General features: G+C 69.4%; 12 protein-coding genes. 9 read left to right on the top strand and 3 right to left on the bottom strand.

What is annotated here, in order from left to right:
- Nucleotides 1–46: 46 nt before the first annotated feature.
- A complete protein-coding gene (gene eccCa / locus RBJ65_RS23705; protein ID WP_306323307.1) occupies nucleotides 47–3,988 on the bottom strand; it encodes a type VII secretion protein EccCa in 3,942 nt (1,313 codons plus the stop codon).
- Between the two features lie 341 nt (nucleotides 3,989–4,329).
- Here eccCa and eccD point away from each other — a divergent pair, with 341 nt between their 5' ends.
- From eccD to RBJ65_RS23675, 6 genes are all read left to right on the top strand, one after another.
- On the top strand, nucleotides 4,330–5,799 hold the full coding sequence (eccD, locus tag RBJ65_RS23700) for a type VII secretion integral membrane protein EccD (protein ID WP_306323306.1): 1,470 nt from the start codon (nucleotides 4,330–4,332) through the stop codon (nucleotides 5,797–5,799).
- A gap of 203 nt (nucleotides 5,800–6,002) precedes the next feature.
- A complete protein-coding gene (gene rpsO, locus RBJ65_RS23695) occupies nucleotides 6,003–6,290 on the top strand; it encodes a 30S ribosomal protein S15 (protein ID WP_306323305.1) in 288 nt (95 codons plus the stop codon).
- Between the two features lie 293 nt (nucleotides 6,291–6,583).
- Nucleotides 6,584–8,812, top strand: coding sequence for a polyribonucleotide nucleotidyltransferase (locus RBJ65_RS23690; RefSeq protein WP_306323304.1), 2,229 nt, complete (start codon nucleotides 6,584–6,586; stop codon nucleotides 8,810–8,812).
- Nucleotides 8,809–10,185: a pitrilysin family protein gene (locus RBJ65_RS23685; RefSeq protein WP_306323303.1), complete on the top strand. Its 1,377-nt coding sequence runs from the start codon at nucleotides 8,809–8,811 to the stop codon at nucleotides 10,183–10,185. The genes RBJ65_RS23690 and RBJ65_RS23685 overlap by 4 nt, the downstream gene beginning before the upstream one ends.
- A 29-nt stretch (nucleotides 10,186–10,214) precedes the next feature.
- On the top strand, nucleotides 10,215–10,970 hold the full coding sequence (gene dapB / locus RBJ65_RS23680) for a 4-hydroxy-tetrahydrodipicolinate reductase (RefSeq protein ID WP_306323302.1): 756 nt from the start codon (nucleotides 10,215–10,217) through the stop codon (nucleotides 10,968–10,970).
- A gap of 9 nt (nucleotides 10,971–10,979) precedes the next feature.
- A complete protein-coding gene (locus tag RBJ65_RS23675; RefSeq protein ID WP_306323301.1) occupies nucleotides 10,980–11,432 on the top strand; it encodes a hypothetical protein in 453 nt (150 codons plus the stop codon).
- Nucleotides 11,433–11,539: 107 nt separating this feature from the next.
- Here the strand turns inward: RBJ65_RS23675 and RBJ65_RS23670 are convergent, their stop codons facing one another.
- Nucleotides 11,540–12,112, bottom strand: coding sequence for a hypothetical protein (locus tag RBJ65_RS23670; RefSeq protein WP_306323300.1), 573 nt, complete (start codon nucleotides 12,110–12,112; stop codon nucleotides 11,540–11,542).
- Nucleotides 12,113–12,228: 116 nt separating this feature from the next.
- Nucleotides 12,229–12,468, bottom strand: a complete 240-nt coding sequence (locus RBJ65_RS23665; protein ID WP_306323299.1) for a hypothetical protein — start codon at nucleotides 12,466–12,468, stop codon at nucleotides 12,229–12,231.
- A 223-nt stretch (nucleotides 12,469–12,691) separates the two neighbouring features.
- Here RBJ65_RS23665 and thyX point away from each other — a divergent pair, with 223 nt between their 5' ends.
- From thyX to RBJ65_RS23650, 3 genes are all read left to right on the top strand, one after another.
- Entirely contained in the window at nucleotides 12,692–13,432 is a 741-nt protein-coding gene (thyX, locus tag RBJ65_RS23660) for an FAD-dependent thymidylate synthase (RefSeq protein WP_306323298.1), read from the top strand.
- 230 nt (nucleotides 13,433–13,662) lie between these two features.
- On the top strand, nucleotides 13,663–14,562 hold the full coding sequence (gene dapA, locus RBJ65_RS23655; RefSeq protein WP_306323297.1) for a 4-hydroxy-tetrahydrodipicolinate synthase: 900 nt from the start codon (nucleotides 13,663–13,665) through the stop codon (nucleotides 14,560–14,562).
- A gap of 150 nt (nucleotides 14,563–14,712) precedes the next feature.
- Nucleotides 14,713–16,398 carry a ribonuclease J gene (locus RBJ65_RS23650; RefSeq protein WP_306323296.1) on the top strand — a complete coding sequence of 562 codons (1,686 nt, stop codon included), beginning with the start codon at nucleotides 14,713–14,715 and terminating at the stop codon, nucleotides 16,396–16,398.
- Nucleotides 16,399–16,579: the final 181 nt, after the last annotated feature.

Raw genomic sequence — 16,579 nt, 5'->3', positions numbered from 1 at the left:
CGCTACGCAAGCGCTACGCAAGATCTACGCAAGCGCTACCCGGCCGTCAGCCGCTCCGCATCGGCAGCCACGCCGTCTGCACCAGCTGTGCCCCGCCCTTGCGGGTGACCAGCATGCCGCGGCCCTGCGGGAGCCGCTGCGGCTTGAGCGGGCCGAAGATCTGGCCCTCGGCCGGGTCGCCGGAGAGGACGAGGCCCGTCGCGCCGAGCTCCTTCATGCGCTGCATGACCGGCTCGAAGGAGGACCGCGCCGCACCCGAGGACGAGCGCGCCACGATGATGCGCAGGCCCAGGTCGCGCGCGAACGGCAGGTATTCGAGCAGCGGGTTGAGCGGGTTGCCGGAGCTGGTGGCCACCAGGTCGTAGTCGTCGACGATGACGAACGCGTCCGGCAGGTCGTACCAGGACCGGTTGCGCAGCTGCTCAGGCGTGACGTCCGGACCCGGCATACGGCGGCCCATGGAACCCGCGAGGCCCGTGATGACCTCCTGGAGCTGCGGTCCCGAGGCGCAGTACTTGTAGAGGTGCGATTCGGGCAGCTCGCTCAGGTGCGCGCGCCGGTAGTCGCCCGCGACGATGAGCGCCTTGTCGGTCGCGTACCGCTCGGAGATCTGCTTCGCGAGCATGCGCAGGAACGCGGACTTGCCGGACTCGGACTCTCCGTAGACGACCATCAGCGGGTCGTTCTCGAAGTCGATGAACGACGGCGCGAGCGAGGTCTCGTCGACACCGATCGCGACGCCCCGCTCGGGGAAGTCGCCGCCCTTGGGGATCTCGCTGATGTGCAGCTTGGTGGGCAGCATCCGCACCGGCGGGGCCGGCGGGCCCTGCCAGTGCTCGGAGATCGTCGACACCATGTGCTCGATGGCCTGGCCGAGGCTCTCCACGTCGGACGAGGCGTCGATGCGGGGGAGTGCGGACAGGGAGCTGAGCTTGTCGGGGGTCAGACCGCGACCGGGCATGCCGAGCGGCACGGCCTCCATCTTCTTGCGGTCGAACTCCGACTCCATCGGGTCACCGAGCTTGAGCTCCACCCGGTTGAGGAGCTGGTCGCGCAGTGCGGGCCGGACCTCGGTGTAGCGGCCGGAGCCGATGATCAGGTGGACACCGAAGCCGAGGCCGCGCGAGGCCAGGTCGAGGATGACCGGGTCGAGCTGCTCGTAGTCGGTCTTGAAGGCGGCCCAGCCGTCGATGACGAGGAAGACGTCGCCCCACCGCTGGTCCGGGTACTGCCCGGCGGCGCGCCGCGAGCGGTACGTACCGATGGAGTCGATGTTGTTGGCGCGGAAGAACTCCTCGCGCTCGTTGAGGATGCCGCGGACCTCGGCGACCGTACGGCGCACCTTCTCGGCGTCGAGGCGCGAGGCGGCGCCGCCGACGTGCGGCAGGTTCTCCATCGCGAGCATGCCGCCGCCACCGAAGTCCAGGCAGTAGAACTGCACTTCGGACGGGGTGTGGGTGAGCGCGAACGAGGTCATGATCGACCGGATGAGGGTCGACTTGCCGGACTGCGGACCACCGACCACGAGGCCGTGACCGGCCGAGCCGGAGTAGTCCAGGTACTGGATGTCGCGGCGCTGCTCGAACGGCTTGTCCACGAGCGCCATCGGCACGACCAGCTTGCCGAGCGCCGGGTAGTCCGGGGCGTGCAGACCGCGCTCCGGGGTCGTCGACAGCGGCGGCAGCAGCGAGTCCACCGAGGGGGACTCCTCAAGCGGCGGCAGCCACACCTGGTGGGCGGGCGGGCCCTGGCCGACGATGCGGGCGACGATCACGTCGAGGACGGTGTCCGCGAGCGCGTCGTCGACCTGGTCGGGCACGACCTCGGGCTCCGGCTCGTGGATGATCTGCTCGGCGACGGGCGCCGCCGTGAACAGCACCGGCTGCCGGTGGGTGCGCGAGCCGCCGCCACCGCCGCCACCGGCGCGGTAGACGCCACCGACGTACGCCGCCTTGAACTGGATCATCGTCTCGGTGTCGTACTTGAGGATGCCCGAGCCGGGGACGTTCGGCAGGTGGTACGCGTCCGGGACGCCGATCGCGGTGCGCGACTCGGCGGCGGAGAACGTACGCAGACCGATGCGGTACGAGAGGAACGTGTCCAGACCGCGCAGCTTGCCCTCCTCAAGGCGCTGCGAGGCGAGCAGCATGTGCACGCCCATGGAACGGCCGATGCGGCCGATCTGGATGAACATCTCGATGAAGTCGGGGCGCGCGGTGAGGAGTTCGGAGAACTCATCGAGGACCATCACAAGAGAAGGCAGCGGGTCCAGCGGTGCTCCGGCCGCCCTCGCCTTCTCGTAGTCGGTGATGTTCGCGTAGTTGCCCGCCGAGCGGAGCAGCTCCTGGCGGCGCTGCAGCTCACCGGTGATCGAGTCGCGCATGCGGTCGATCAGGGTGAGGTCGTCGGCCAGGTTGGTGATCACGGCGGCGACGTGCGGGAGTTCGGACATGCCCGCGAAGGTCGCGCCGCCCTTGAAGTCGGCGAGGATGAAGTTCAGCGTCTCCGAGGAGTGCGTCACCGTGAGCGCGAGCACGAGCGTGCGCAGCACCTCGGACTTACCGGAACCGGTGGCGCCGACGCACAGGCCGTGCGGGCCCATGCCCTCCTGGGAGGCCTCCTTGATGTCGAGCATGACGGGCTGGCCGTCGCGGTCCACGCCCAGCGGCACGCGCAGCCGCTCGTGCAGCGTGCGCGGCCGCCAGGTGCGCGCGACATCGACGGAACCGGCGTCGCCGATGCCCATCAGCTCGGTGAAGTCCAGGTTGGCGAGGAGCGGTTCGTCGCCGTCCGCGCTGCCGGCGCGCAGCGGCGCGAGCTGCCGCGCGAGCGCCTCGGCCTCGGTGAGCGAGAGGGTGTCGCAGACGCCGGTGTACTGGGTGCCGCCCTGCGACTCCAGAAGCAGCTCACCCGGCTGCACCTGCACGGAAAGCGAGCCACGCAGCTCTTCTACGACGCCGGGGACGACCTCGATGATGGTGACGCCCTGAAGGCCCTCGGCGCCCGCGATGAGCGACTCGTCGGGGATGTCGCCGCCGTCCATGACGACGACGAGGTGCGGCTGGTCGACGACCGGGGTGCCCTGCGGGTTGAACCGGCCGCGGCCCTCCAGCTCGTCGGCGAGCATCTCCTCGACCTCACCGAGGTCGCTCACGATCACGCGCCGCGAGCCCGCGCCGTCGGAGGTGCTGTGCTGCACGTGCGGCAGCCACTTGGTCCACTCCCACTCGGCCATCGCACCGGGCGAGGCCACCACGGCGACCCGCAGGTCCTCGGGGGAGTGCAGCGTGCACAGCTGGGCGATCATGGCGCGCGCGGCGCCGTACGTGGTGTCCGGATCGCCGGAGACGCTCACGTGGTAGAAGGAGCGCAGCGAGACGGCCAGCGGCAGCGAGTCGAGCGTGCCGTGGGTCTCCAGGAACGACTTCATCGCGTGCGCGGTGAGCGGTTCCAGCTCGTCGAGCGGCGCGGTCTCCGGCGCCATCAGGGGAGTTGCCAGCTGCTGCGGCCCGAGCCCGAGCCGTACCTGCGTGAAGTCCGAGTCGCTGGAGCGCCGTTCCCACACCCGGCGGCCCTCGGCGACCAGCGCCCACAGCTGCTCGGGGTTGGGGTGCAGGAAGTACTGCCCGTCGCGCTGCATGTGCGCGGTCTTGCGCACGTCACGCCGGATCTGGGTCAGGTACTTGAGGTAGTCCTGGCGCTCCTGGGCCATCTCGGCGCCGCCGCCCTGGCGGGCCTTGATCAGTTGGGCCACCGCCATGGCGAGGGTGGAGACGATCATGACGCCACCCATGATCTTCATGATCGACTGCCCCGAGGTGAAGAAGAACGCCGAGGACGTGCCCATGCCCAGCATGGGCAGCAGGCTCATCATCAGGTTCTGGTCTTCGGGGCGGGCCAGCTCGGGCGGCGGTTCGAGACGCACCTCGTCCGTCGGTACGTCGGGTGGCAACACCCGAGGCGGTCGCTTGACGATGACCACGCTCACCGAGGCACCAGTCCTTAAATCTTCAGTCGGCAGTTCAGCGTGCACGTAGGTGTCGTGCACATCGGGACATGTCGGACCGCCCCCGTTACTGGCGGTTCCCCCAGGCCGAAGGCAGAGCTCTCCGGCGTGCCCGGCGATCCTACTGACTCATGCCAACTCGCGGGGCCCATGGGGTGAGGAGGGATTGTGGACACTCGCCTCAAGAGGCAGGGCCAGCGGGGTGCACGTGGCTGGTGGACGCTACGCTGTCGCCTCGCGCGTGATGCCGCTGGACGCCGCGCCGCCGCACCGATACCACATCAAGTACCACGCCAAGTCATGACATTAGGGGGAACCGCGAGGTGAGCACCACAGCTCTTGCCGGTGGCGGGACCGGCTTCTGCCGGGTCACCGTTGCCGCACCGGACGCACGGATCGATGTGGCCCTGCCCGAGGACGCCGCGCTCGCCGACATCTACCCGGAGATCCTCCAGCTCTCCGGGCAGAGCCAGGCCGAGGGCGACCCCACCGGGTACCACCTCGTCCGCCGGGACGGCACCGTCCTGGACGCCGGTCGCTCGCTCGCCGACCAACGAGTCCTCGACGGCGACGTGTTGCTGCTTCGCCCGTTCTCCGAGTCGCTGCCCTCCGCCGTGTTCGACGACGTGTCCGACGCGGTCGCCTCCGCGGTCCGCCGCGACCGGCGCCGCTGGAGCGACGGCCTCATGAGCGTCGTCGGCCTCGGCGCCGGCGTCCTGCTGCTTACGTTGATGGCGTTCGCGCTGTGGTTCGCGAACCCGCTCGACCGTGACATGCACAGCCTGCCCGGCATCATCGCCGGTGTCGTCGGCGTCCTCCTCGTGGCCCTCTCCGTAACGCGCGCGCGGGTCTACGACGACCGCGCGGCGTCCACCTCGCTGGGCCTCGCCGCCCTGCCGCACCTGCTCATCGCGGGCTCCGGGATCTTCGGGACAGGCGCCACCGAGGGGCCCGGCCGGCTCCAGCTGCTGTCCGGCTGCGTCGTGGTGCTGTTCGCCTCCGCGCTCCTCGTGGTGCTGCTGCCGCACGGCGACGCCGTGTTCGTCGCGGCCGCCCTGTGCTCCGCCGTCGGCGCCCTCGCCACGTTCGGCGCGCTGATCACGGAGGCCTCGCCGAGCGAGGTCGCCGCCGTCACCGCCGTCGTCGCGATCATCGCGATGGCCTGGCTGCCCGGCATGTCCGCCCGCTCCGCGCGGCTGCCCATCGGCTACCGCTCGCCCGACCAGATCGCGCAGGGCCGCGACTACGGCCGTGACGAAGAGGAGCACATCGACTTCGACCGCATCGGCGCCCAGGTCCGCCGCGGTCACGAACTCCTCCTCGGCCTCGTCATCGGCTGCGCCGCCCTCGCCGTCGCCTCCGCCGGTGTCGTCCTCGGCTTCTCCGACAACGTCTGGGCGCAGCTGCTCGCGCTGGCCGCCGGCATCGCCGTCATGCTGCGCGCCCGCCTGTTCGACTACACGGCGCAGGTCGCGGCCCTGGTCGTGGGCGGTCTGCTGATCCTCGGGCTGCTCATCCTCGGCGTCACCCTGAACACCCCGCACTCCCTCCTGCAGAGCTTCGTGCAGGGCGACAGCGCGCCGCTCAACATCCACATCCTCTGGTTCGCCGCCGCGATCGGTGGCGGCGCGGCCCTGCTGGTGATCGTCGGCCTGTCCGTGCCCCGCAAGGGCGTCTCCCCGTTCTGGGGCCGGATGCTCGACCTGTTCGACGGCTTCGTGCTGCTGACCCTCGTACCGCTGTGCCTCGCGGTGCTCGACCTCTACACGCAGGTGCGCAGCATGGTCGGCTGACGGCGACCGGGAGCGGCCGAGCGGCCGTGGTCGGGGAGGCAGCCGGGCGGCTGCTACTCTGGTCCACGGCCGTTTGTGTACGCGCCCCCGGCAGCAGCTGGGAGCAGCGCCCAGCGAGCCCCCGCCTCCCGAGTTACGGAAGCTCCCCTGAGATGTAGACCAGGGGCACTCGGCGGCATCTGAAGACTCTACGAGGAGTAAGCGTGGCTCTCGACACCGCTACGAAGAAGCAGATCATGACCGAGTTCGGCACCAAGGAGGGCGACACCGGCTCCCCCGAGGTCCAGGTCGCCATGCTCTCCCGCCGCATCTCGGACCTGACCGAGCACCTCAAGACGCACAAGCACGACCACCACTCGCGTCGTGGCCTGCTCATCCTGGTCGGCCAGCGCCGCCGCCTGCTGCAGTACCTGGCCAAGAAGGACATCCAGCGCTTCCGTACGCTGGTCGAGCGCCTCGGCATCCGCCGCGGTGCGGCCGGCGCCCGATAAGACGCTGTGAGAGGGGGCGGTTCCCGATTGTGGGGGCCGCTCCCTTTGCCGTACGTGCGCACTGTCACCGACGCTTTGTAGTCTGGTGACGTACGACTACGCATACGAGGAGAAGCGCCACCTCGCCGCCGCCGGTCCTCGGTAGTGGCCCCCGGAGACGCAAGAGGATCCCCGGGAGCTTCGATCGAAGACCGGCCCGCAACCAAGGCACGCTTCTCCGTTCCGTCCCCCTGCCACACGGGCAGAGCGGGACAAAAGACGCATATCGACGAAAGTAAACGGAGAAAACGCTAGTGGAGAACGAGACCCACTACGCCGAGGCCGTCATCGACAACGGCTCCTTCGGCACCCGGACCATCCGCTTCGAGACGGGCCGCCTCGCCCGCCAGGCCGCCGGTTCGGCCGTCGCCTACCTCGACGACGACACCATGGTCCTGTCGGCCACCTCGGCCTCGAAGAACCCCAAGGACAACCTCGACTTCTTCCCCCTCACGGTGGACGTCGAGGAGCGCCAGTACGCCGCCGGCAAGATCCCCGGCTCCTTCTTCCGCCGCGAGGGCCGCCCCTCCGAGGACGCGATCCTCACCTGCCGCCTCATCGACCGCCCGCTGCGCCCGTCCTTCAAGAAGGGCCTGCGCAACGAGATCCAGGTCGTCGCCACGGTCATGGCGCTCAACCCCGACCACCTGTACGACGTCGTGGCGATCAACGCCGCGTCCGCGTCCACGCAGCTGGCCGGCCTGCCCTTCTCCGGCCCGGTCGGCGGCGTCCGCGTCGCGCTGATCAACGGCCAGTGGGTCGCGTTCCCGACGCACACCGAGCTCGAGGACGCCGTCTTCGACATGGTGGTCGCCGGTCGCGTCCTGGAGGACGGCGACGTCGCGATCATGATGGTCGAGGCCGAGGCCACCGAGAAGACCATCCAGCTGGTCAAGGGCGGCGCCGAGTCGCCGACCGAGGAGGTCGTCGCCGCCGGTCTCGACGCCGCGAAGCCCTTCATCAAGGTCCTCTGCAAGGCCCAGTCGGACCTCGCCGCGAAGGCCGCCAAGCCGACCGCCGAGTTCCCGATCTTCCTGGACTACCAGGACGACGTGCTCGAGGCCCTGACCGCCGCGGTCAAGACCGAGCTCTCCGCCGCCCTCACCATCGCGGGCAAGCAGGAGCGCGAGGCCGAGCTGGACCGCGTCAAGGGTCTGGCCGCCGAGAAGCTCCTCCCGGAGTTCGAGGGCCGCGAGAAGGAGATCTCCGCCGCGTACCGCTCGCTGACCAAGTCCCTGGTCCGTGAGCGCGTCATCAAGGAGAAGAAGCGCATCGACGGCCGCGGCGTCACGGACATCCGTACGCTCGCCGCCGAGGTCGAGGCCATCCCGCGCGTGCACGGCTCCGCCCTGTTCGAGCGCGGCGAGACCCAGATCCTGGGCGTCACCACGCTGAACATGCTGCGCATGGAGCAGCAGCTGGACACCCTCTCCCCGGTGACCCGCAAGCGCTACATGCACAACTACAACTTCCCGCCGTACTCCGTCGGTGAGACGGGCCGCGTCGGCTCCCCGAAGCGCCGCGAGATCGGCCACGGCGCGCTCGCCGAGCGCGCCATCGTGCCGGTCCTGCCGACGCGCGAGGAGTTCCCCTACGCGATCCGCCAGGTCTCCGAGGCGCTGGGCTCCAACGGCTCGACGTCGATGGGCTCGGTCTGCGCCTCCACGATGTCGCTCCTGAACGCCGGTGTGCCGCTGAAGGCCCCCGTCGCCGGTATCGCCATGGGCCTGATCTCCCAGGAGATCAAGGGCGAGACGCACTACGTCGCCCTCACCGACATCCTCGGTGCCGAGGACGCCTTCGGTGACATGGACTTCAAGGTCGCCGGTACGAAGGACTTCGTGACGGCCCTCCAGCTGGACACGAAGCTCGACGGCATCCCGGCCTCCGTCCTGGCCGCCGCCCTCAAGCAGGCCAAGGACGCCCGCCTCCACATCCTCGACGTGATGATGGAAGCGATCGACGTCCCGGACGAGATGTCCCCGAACGCGCCGCGGATCATCACGGTCAAGATCCCGGTCGACAAGATCGGTGAGGTCATCGGCCCGAAGGGCAAGATGATCAACCAGATCCAGGAGGACACCGGCGCCGACATCACGATCGAGGACGACGGCACCATCTACATCGGTGCCTCCGACGGCCCGGCCGCCGAGGCCGCCCGCGCCACGATCAACGGCATCGCCAACCCGACCATGCCGGAGGTCGGCGAGCGCTACCTGGGCACCGTCGTGAAGACGACGACCTTCGGCGCGTTCGTGTCCCTGCTCCCGGGCAAGGACGGCCTGCTGCACATCTCGCAGATCCGCAAGCTCGCCGGTGGCAAGCGCGTGGAGAACGTCGAGGACGTCCTCGGTGTGGGCCAGAAGGTCCAGGTCGAGATCGCCGAGATCGACTCCCGCGGCAAGCTCTCCCTCATCCCCGTGATCGAGGGCGAGGACGGCGCCGACGACGCTGCCGACAAGAAGGACGACGCCGACAAGTGACGTCCCGTAGCACCAGGACGACGGCCCGCACCTCTTCGGAGGGGCGGGCCGTCGCCCGTACTCAAACCCTCATCAAGGGCGCGAACGGCGCGGGCACGGTCCGCAAGACGACGCTGCCGAACGGCCTGCGCATCGTCACCGAGACCCTGCCCTCGGTCCGCTCGGCCACCTTCGGCATCTGGGCGCACGTCGGCTCGCGCGACGAGACACCGACGCTGAACGGCGCGACGCACTACCTGGAGCACCTGCTCTTCAAGGGCACCTCCCGCAGGAGTGCCCTCGACATCTCGGCCGAGATCGACGCGGTCGGCGGCGAGATGAACGCCTTCACGGCGAAGGAGTTCACGTGCTACTACGCGCGCGTGCTCGACAACGACCTGCCGCTCGCCATCGACGTCGTCTGCGACATGCTGACGGGCTCGCTCATCGAGCAGGAGGAGATCGACGCCGAGCGCGGCGTGATCCTCGAAGAGATCGCGATGACCGAGGACGACGCGGGCGACTGCGTGCACGACCTGTTCGCGCAGACCATGCTCGGCGACACCCCGCTCGGCCGCCCCGTCCTCGGCACGGTCGACACGGTCAACGCGCTCAGCCGCGGCCAGATCACGCGCTTCTACAAGAAGCACTACGACCCGACGCACCTGGTCGTCGCGGCGGCCGGAAACGTCGACCACAACAAGGTCGTACGCCAGGTCCGCGCCGCCTTCGACAAGGCGGGCTTCGACGACGTGGGCGCGGCGCCCCTCGGCCCGCGCGGCGGCCGCAAGACGCTGCGCGCCGCCGGGCGGATGGAACTCCTCGGCCGCAAGACCGAGCAGGCCCACGTGATCCTCGGAACGCCGGGCCTGTCCCGCAACGACGACCGGCGCTGGGCCATGGGCGTGCTCAACACGGCGCTCGGCGGCGGCATGTCGTCCCGCCTCTTCCAGGAGGTGCGCGAGAAGCGCGGCCTGGCGTACAGCGTGTACTCGTACACGGCGGGCTTCGCCGACTGCGGCCTGTTCGGCCTCTACGCGGGCTGCCGGCCCAGCCAGGTGCACGACGTCCTGAAGATCTGCCGCGACGAGCTCGACCACGTCGCCGAGCACGGCATCAGCGACGACGAGATCGCCCGCGCGGTCGGCCAGCTGAAGGGCTCCACGGTCCTCGGCCTGGAGGACACCGGCGCGCTCATGCACCGCATCGGCAAGAGCGAGCTGTGCTGGGGCGAGCAGATGTCGGTCGACGCCATGCTGGAGCGCATCTCGTCGGTGACCCCGGACGAGGTGCGCGCGGTCGCACGCGACATCCTGGGACAGCGGCCGTCCCTGTCGGTCATCGGCCCGCTCAAGGACAAGCAGGCCGCGCGCCTGCAAGACGCGGTCGCGTAAGCGCCCCTCACCTAAGGACTACGGAGATCATGAGCAAGCTGCGCGTGGCGGTTCTCGGAGCCAAGGGCCGCATCGGTTCCGAGGCCGTACGGGCCGTCGAGGCGGCCGAGGACATGGAGCTTGTCGCCGCCCTCGGCCGCGGCGACAAGCTGGACGCCCTCGTCGAGTCCGGCGCCCAGGTCGCGGTCGAACTGACCACGCCCGACTCGGTGATGGACAACCTCGAATTCTGTGTGGGCCACGGAATCCACGCCGTCGTCGGCACGACGGGCTGGACGGAGGAGCGCCTCGCGCGGCTGAACGGCTGGCTCGCGGACTCCCCGGAGACCGGCGTCCTGATTGCCCCGAACTTCTCCATCGGCGCGGTCCTGACCATGAAGTTCGCGGAGGCGGCGGCGCCGTACTTCGAGTCCGTCGAGGTCATCGAGCTGCACCACCCGAAGAAGGTCGACGCCCCCTCGGGCACGGCAGGACGCACCGCGCAGCTGATCGCCGCGGCCCGGGAGAAGTCGGGCAGCGCCGCCATGCCCGACGCGACGACGAAGGCGCTCGACGGAGCGCGCGGCGCGGACGTCGACGGCGTCCCGGTCCACTCGGTCCGCCTGCGCGGCCTCCTGGCGCACCAGGAGGTCCTCCTGGGCGCCGAGGGCGAGACGCTGACGATCCGGCACGACTCGCTGCACCACAGCAGCTTCATGCCCGGCATCCTGCTCGGCGCCCGCAAGGTCACCACGAACCCCGGCCTCACCTTCGGCCTGGAACACTTCCTCGACCTGAACGGCTGACCTGCTGCGATGCGCGCGAAAATCACGTACGCCGTCACGGCCGTCGTCCTGGTCTTCTACTTCGTCCTGGCCGGCGACCGCGGCGTCATGCTGCTTCGGCAGGGCACGGCGCTGACGATCACCTTCGGTGTCGCGGTGCTGATCCTGCCGCTGATCGGCGTGTGGTTCCTGTGGGCGAACACCAGGTTCGTCACCAAGGCCAACCGCCTCGGGCAGCTCCTGGAGGCGGAGGGCGGCCTGCCCGTCGACGAGCTCCGCCGCGACCAGTACGGCCGCATCGACCGCGACTCCGCCGACGAGGTCTTCGCCAGGCGCAAGGCCGAGACGGAGGACGAGCCGGGGGACTGGCGCTGCTGGTTCCGCCTCGCCGTGGCCTACCGGGACGCACGGGACACCCCACGCGCGCGTAAGGCGATGCAGCGCGCGATCGCCCTCCATGAGGGCCGCTCACTGGAGGCCTGACAAGCCTGATCCCCGTACGAACGACGAGGGGGCCGCCCCGGCATCGCGCCGGTGCGGCCCCTTCGTGTGTCTCCGTACGTACGCGTACGCGGGTACGCGCGCGTGCCTCAGCGCCGCACGCGGTACTCCTCGGCCCACACCTCGACGGTGTCGGCGGCCCGGTCGAACGCCGTGCCCCGACCGAGGAAGTCCGCGCCGTGGCTGGTGAGCAGCGTCGTCTGATCCCCCTGCTGATCCCGCTGTACGAGGACCAGGGCCTGGCCCTGCACGGTGCGCGGCAGCCCGAGCCAGCGCACGGGCTGCTGCACCGTGCGCGCGGTGGCGACCCGGTCCCACGGCGCCGTGCGCGTGACCAGGAAACCGACGTGCCGCACCCCCCGCGCGCTCACCCAGGTGCCCATGCGCAGCAGCCTGAGCGCCGACGCGATGATCAGCACCGCGAGGACACCGGTGACCGTCGCCGCGGACGTGTCACCGGCCACGGCGATGATCACCGAGGCGAACAGCACGTACGACGCCAGGAGCAGCAGCACCGCGGCCGCGCCCACCCGGTACGGGCCGGGGCGGTAGGGGCGGCGCCACTGGTCGCGGTCGTCGAAGGGCAGCGGGATGTCGGCGTCGGCGGCGTCGTCGCCGGATCCGCCGAAAGCACGGTCGGCCGTCAGGAAGGGCAGGGGCACGACGGGTCCTCACTCGGTCCAGGCGGTATCGGGGCTGTGCCCGGTGAGGCTATCCGGGGTCGCACCGGCCTTCCACCCCAGGGGGGCCGGAGGGGGACGGCGGGTCTGCGACCGTGTCAGCGACCTTGTGAGGCCTCCGACTGCTGGATGTGCGACGAGGTCTGATCGATGGAAAGGGCCGGCATACCGATCAGCAGGGCACCTACCAGGCCGGCCACGACGGTGAGGCCGACGAGCGCGCGTCCGGCGCGCTGCCCGGCGGAGGGACGCTCGCGCTCGGGCGGTGTGACGTTGCTACGGAACTTGTCGGCTTCGGCTATGAAGGCGAACGGTACGGGCTCGCGCCGACGAAACATGGGACTGCTTCTCCTCAAGCGACTCGTGATGCTCGATCAAAAAAGTGTGTTCATCTACACAGACGAGCGATCGCTTCAAAGGGTGCCCTGTTTCACCAAATTCACCAAACTTCGCTCCTCTTCGCCGCAGAACGTCGCGAGAGCGAGCGAATGCCCTGTTGTCAGTGGCGGCCCGTAGAGTGGGCGCCGCCCTGGAGACAGTGATCGGAAGGACCCCGCCAGCATGACCGAAACCCCAGCCGAAGACCTCAAGCCGACGTTCCGCGGCGACGTCACAGTCGAGCTGGTGAAGCACACCGCGAGCGACTCGGACGTGCTGTTCGCGGCCCGCGTCTCCACGGTCGGCGAGCAGTCGATCGACGAGCTGTCGAAGGACCCCGAGCGCTCCAAGGGCCTGATCAACTACCTGATGCGGGACCGGCACGGCAGCCCCTTCGAGCACAACTCGATGACGTTCCTGATCAGCGCCCCGATCTTCGTCTTCCGCGAGTTCATGCGGCACCGCGTGGGCTGGTCGTACAACGAAGAGTCGGGTCGCTACAGGGAGCTGCAGCCGACGTTCTACGTCCCGGACGCCGACCGGAAGCTGGTCCAGGAGGGCCGCCCGGGCAAGTACCGCTTCGTCGAGGGCACGCAGGCGCAGCAGGAGCTGACGGGCCGCGTCATGGAGGACTCGTACCGCCAGGCGTACGAGGCGTACCAGGAGATGCTGGCCGCGGGCGTCGCCCGCGAGGTGGCCCGCGCGGTGCTCCCGGTCGGCCTGTTCTCGTCGATGTACGCGACGTGCAACGCGCGCTCGCTGATGCACTTCCTCGGCCTGCGCACGCAGCACGAGCAGGCCAAGGTGCCGTCCTTCCCGCAGCGGGAGATCGAGATGGTCGGCGAGAAGATGGAGGCGGCGTGGGCCGAGCTCATGCCGCTCACGTACGCGGCGTTCAATGCCAACGGCCGGGTGGCGCCGTAGTCCAGGCGTCAGTCCAGCGATCGGCACAGATGTACGGACGCTCGACCGAAGTGTCCGGATTGCGGCATTTCGGAAAGTTCATCTAGCCTGATCAAACGGACCCGGCACTGCTTGAACCCCCGAGCAGGCAGTGCCGGGCTCCACCTTTGTCGGGCTTGATGCGATTCGTCCCGACTTGCCACATCCCCCGAGGGGGGACCCGGTACTGAGCAGCGAGTAGCGTGTTACCCATGGCTCCGACCTCGACTCCGCAGACCCCCTTCGGGAGGGTCCTCACCGCCATGGTCACGCCCTTCACGGCGGACGGCGCACTCGACCTCGACGGCGCGCAGCGGCTCGCCGCCCACCTGGTGGACGCAGGCAATGACGGCCTGGTCGTCAACGGCACCACCGGCGAGTCCCCGACCACCAGCGACGCGGAGAAATCGGATCTCGTACGAGCCGTGGCCGAAGCGGTCGGCGACCGCGCCCACGTCGTCGCCGGCGTCGGCACCAACGACACGCACCACAGCATCGAACTGGCCCGCCAGGCCCAGCAGGCCGGCGCCCACGGCCTCCTCACCGTCACGCCGTACTACAACAAGCCCCCGCAAGAGGGCCTGTTCCGGCACTTCACGGCGATCGCCGACGCGACCGAGCTGCCCGTGATGCTCTACGACATCCCGGGCCGCAGCGGCGTACCGATCAACACGGACACGATCGTCCGCCTCGCCGAGCACCCGCGCATCGTCGCCAACAAGGACGCCAAGGGCGACCTCGGCCGCGCCAGCTGGGCCATCGCCCGCTCGGGCCTCGCCTGGTACTCCGGCGACGACATGCTCAACCTGCCGCTGCTCTCGGTCGGCGCGTGCGGCTTCGTCTCCGTCGTCGGCCACGTCGTCGCGCCCGAGCTGCGCGCCATGCTCGACGCCTTCTCGACCGGCGACGTGCACAAGGCGACGGAGATCCACCAGAAGCTGCTCCCCGTCTTCACCGGCATGTTCCGCACCCAGGGCGTCATCACGACGAAGGCGGCCCTCGGCCTCCAGGGCGTGCCCGCGGGACCGCTGCGCCTGCCGCTGGTGGAGCTCACTCCCGACGAAACGGCCCAGCTCAAGATCGATCTTGCCGCCGGCGGGGTACAGCTCTGATCACAGACTTCGCAAAGCCTCACAACTGAATCACCAACTGAACAGAACGCCCCGGGCAAGCCCCTGGGAACCACCACAACTGCTATTGCACGAACGTCATGCGCGCCACGTGCCTACAGGTACGTGGCGCGTGTGGTTGAGGAGAGTCTTTTGAGTCATCCGCATCCTGAACTCGGCGCCCCGCCGAAGCTTCCGAAGGGCGGCCTGCGCGTCACCCCGCTCGGCGGCCTCGGCGAGATCGGGCGCAACATGACCGTCTTCGAGTACGGAGGCCGTCTGCTGATCGTCGACTGCGGAGTGCTCTTCCCGGAGGAGGAGCAGCCCGGAATCGACTTGATCCTGCCGGACTTCACGTCCATCAGGGACCGCCTCGACGACATCGAGGGCATCGTCCTGACGCATGGTCACGAAGACCACATCGGCGCCGTCCCCTATCTCCTGCGCGAGAAGCCGGACATCCCGCTGATCGGCTCCAAGCTGACCCTCGCCCTCATCGAGGCGAAGCTCCAGGAGCACCGCATCCGCCCGTACACCCTCGAGGTCTCCGAGGGCGAGCGCGAGCGGCTCGGCCCGTTCGACTGCGAGTTCATCGCGGTCAACCACTCCATCCCGGACGCGCTGGCGGTCGCCATCCGCACGCCCGCCGGAATGGCGGTGCACACGGGCGACTTCAAGATGGACCAGCTCCCGCTGGACCGCCGCCTGACCGACCTCCCGACCTTCGCCAAGCTCGGCGAGGAGGGCATCGACCTCCTCCTCACCGACTCGACGAACGCCGAGGTCCCGGGCTTCGTCCCGCCCGAGCGCGACATCTCGAACGTGATCCGCGGCGTCTTCGCCAGCGCGCAGAAGCGCATCATCGTCGCGTCCTTCGCCAGCCACGTGCACCGCATCCAGCAGATCCTGGACGCCGCGCACGAGTACGGCCGCCGGGTCGCCTTCGTCGGCCGCTCGATGGTCCGCAACATGGGCATCGCCCGCGACCTCGGCTACCTGAAGGTTCCCGCCGGCCTCGTCGTGGACGTCAAGACCCTCGACGACCTCCCCGACAACGAGGTCGTCCTGGTCTGCACGGGCTCCCAGGGCGAGCCGATGGCGGCCCTCTCCCGCATGGCCAACCGCGACCACCAGATCCGCATCGTCTCCGGCGACACGGTGATCCTGGCGTCGTCGCTGATCCCCGGCAACGAGAACGCGGTCTACCGCGTGATCAACGGCCTGACCCGCTGGGGCGCGAACGTCGTCCACAAGGGCAACGCGAAGGTGCACGTCTCCGGCCACGCATCGGCCGGCGAGCTCCTGTACTTCTACAACATCTGCAAGCCGAAGAACCTGATGCCGGTCCACGGCGAATGGCGCCACCTGCGCGCCAACGCCGAGCTCGGCGCCCTCACCGGCGTCCCGCACGACCGCATCGTCATCGCCGAGGACGGCGTCGTCGTCGACCTCGTCAACGGCAAGGCGAAGATCTCCGGCAAGGTCCAGGCCGGTTACGTCTACGTGGACGGCCTCTCCGTCGGCGACATCGGCGAACCGGCCCTCAAGGACCGCAAGATCCTCGGCGACGAGGGCATCATCTCGGTCTTCGTGGTGGTGGACTCCAGCACCGGCAAGATCACCAGCGGCCCGAACATCCAGGCCCGCGGCTCCGGCATCGAGGACTCGGCGTTCCACGCCGTCATCCCGAAGATCCAGGACGTCCTGGAGAAGTCGGCCCAGGACGGCGTCGTGGAGCCCCACCAGCTGCAGCAACTCATCCGCCGCACGCTGGGCAAGTGGGTCTCGGACACGTACCGCCGACGCCCGATGATCCTCCCGGTCGTCGTCGACGTCTGAGTCGACCGTCTGTAGCGCGTAAGGAGCGGGGCGCCTCGATTTGCATCGGGGCGCCCCGCTCCAGTACGTTTACGGCTCCGCTTCAGGGGAACCCGCCGCATTCAGCGCCCGGGATCAAGTACCCGGACGGGGCGGAAATTCCGACTCAGAATCTCTGATAAAGTCGGTCCCGCCGAAAGGT

This window comes from Streptomyces sp. KL109B, from assembly GCF_030766935.1.
Classification (GTDB): domain Bacteria; phylum Actinomycetota; class Actinomycetes; order Streptomycetales; family Streptomycetaceae; genus Streptomyces.
The sequence above is the reverse complement of the archived record's forward strand: the minus strand, read 5'-3'. Positions and strand labels throughout refer to the sequence as shown.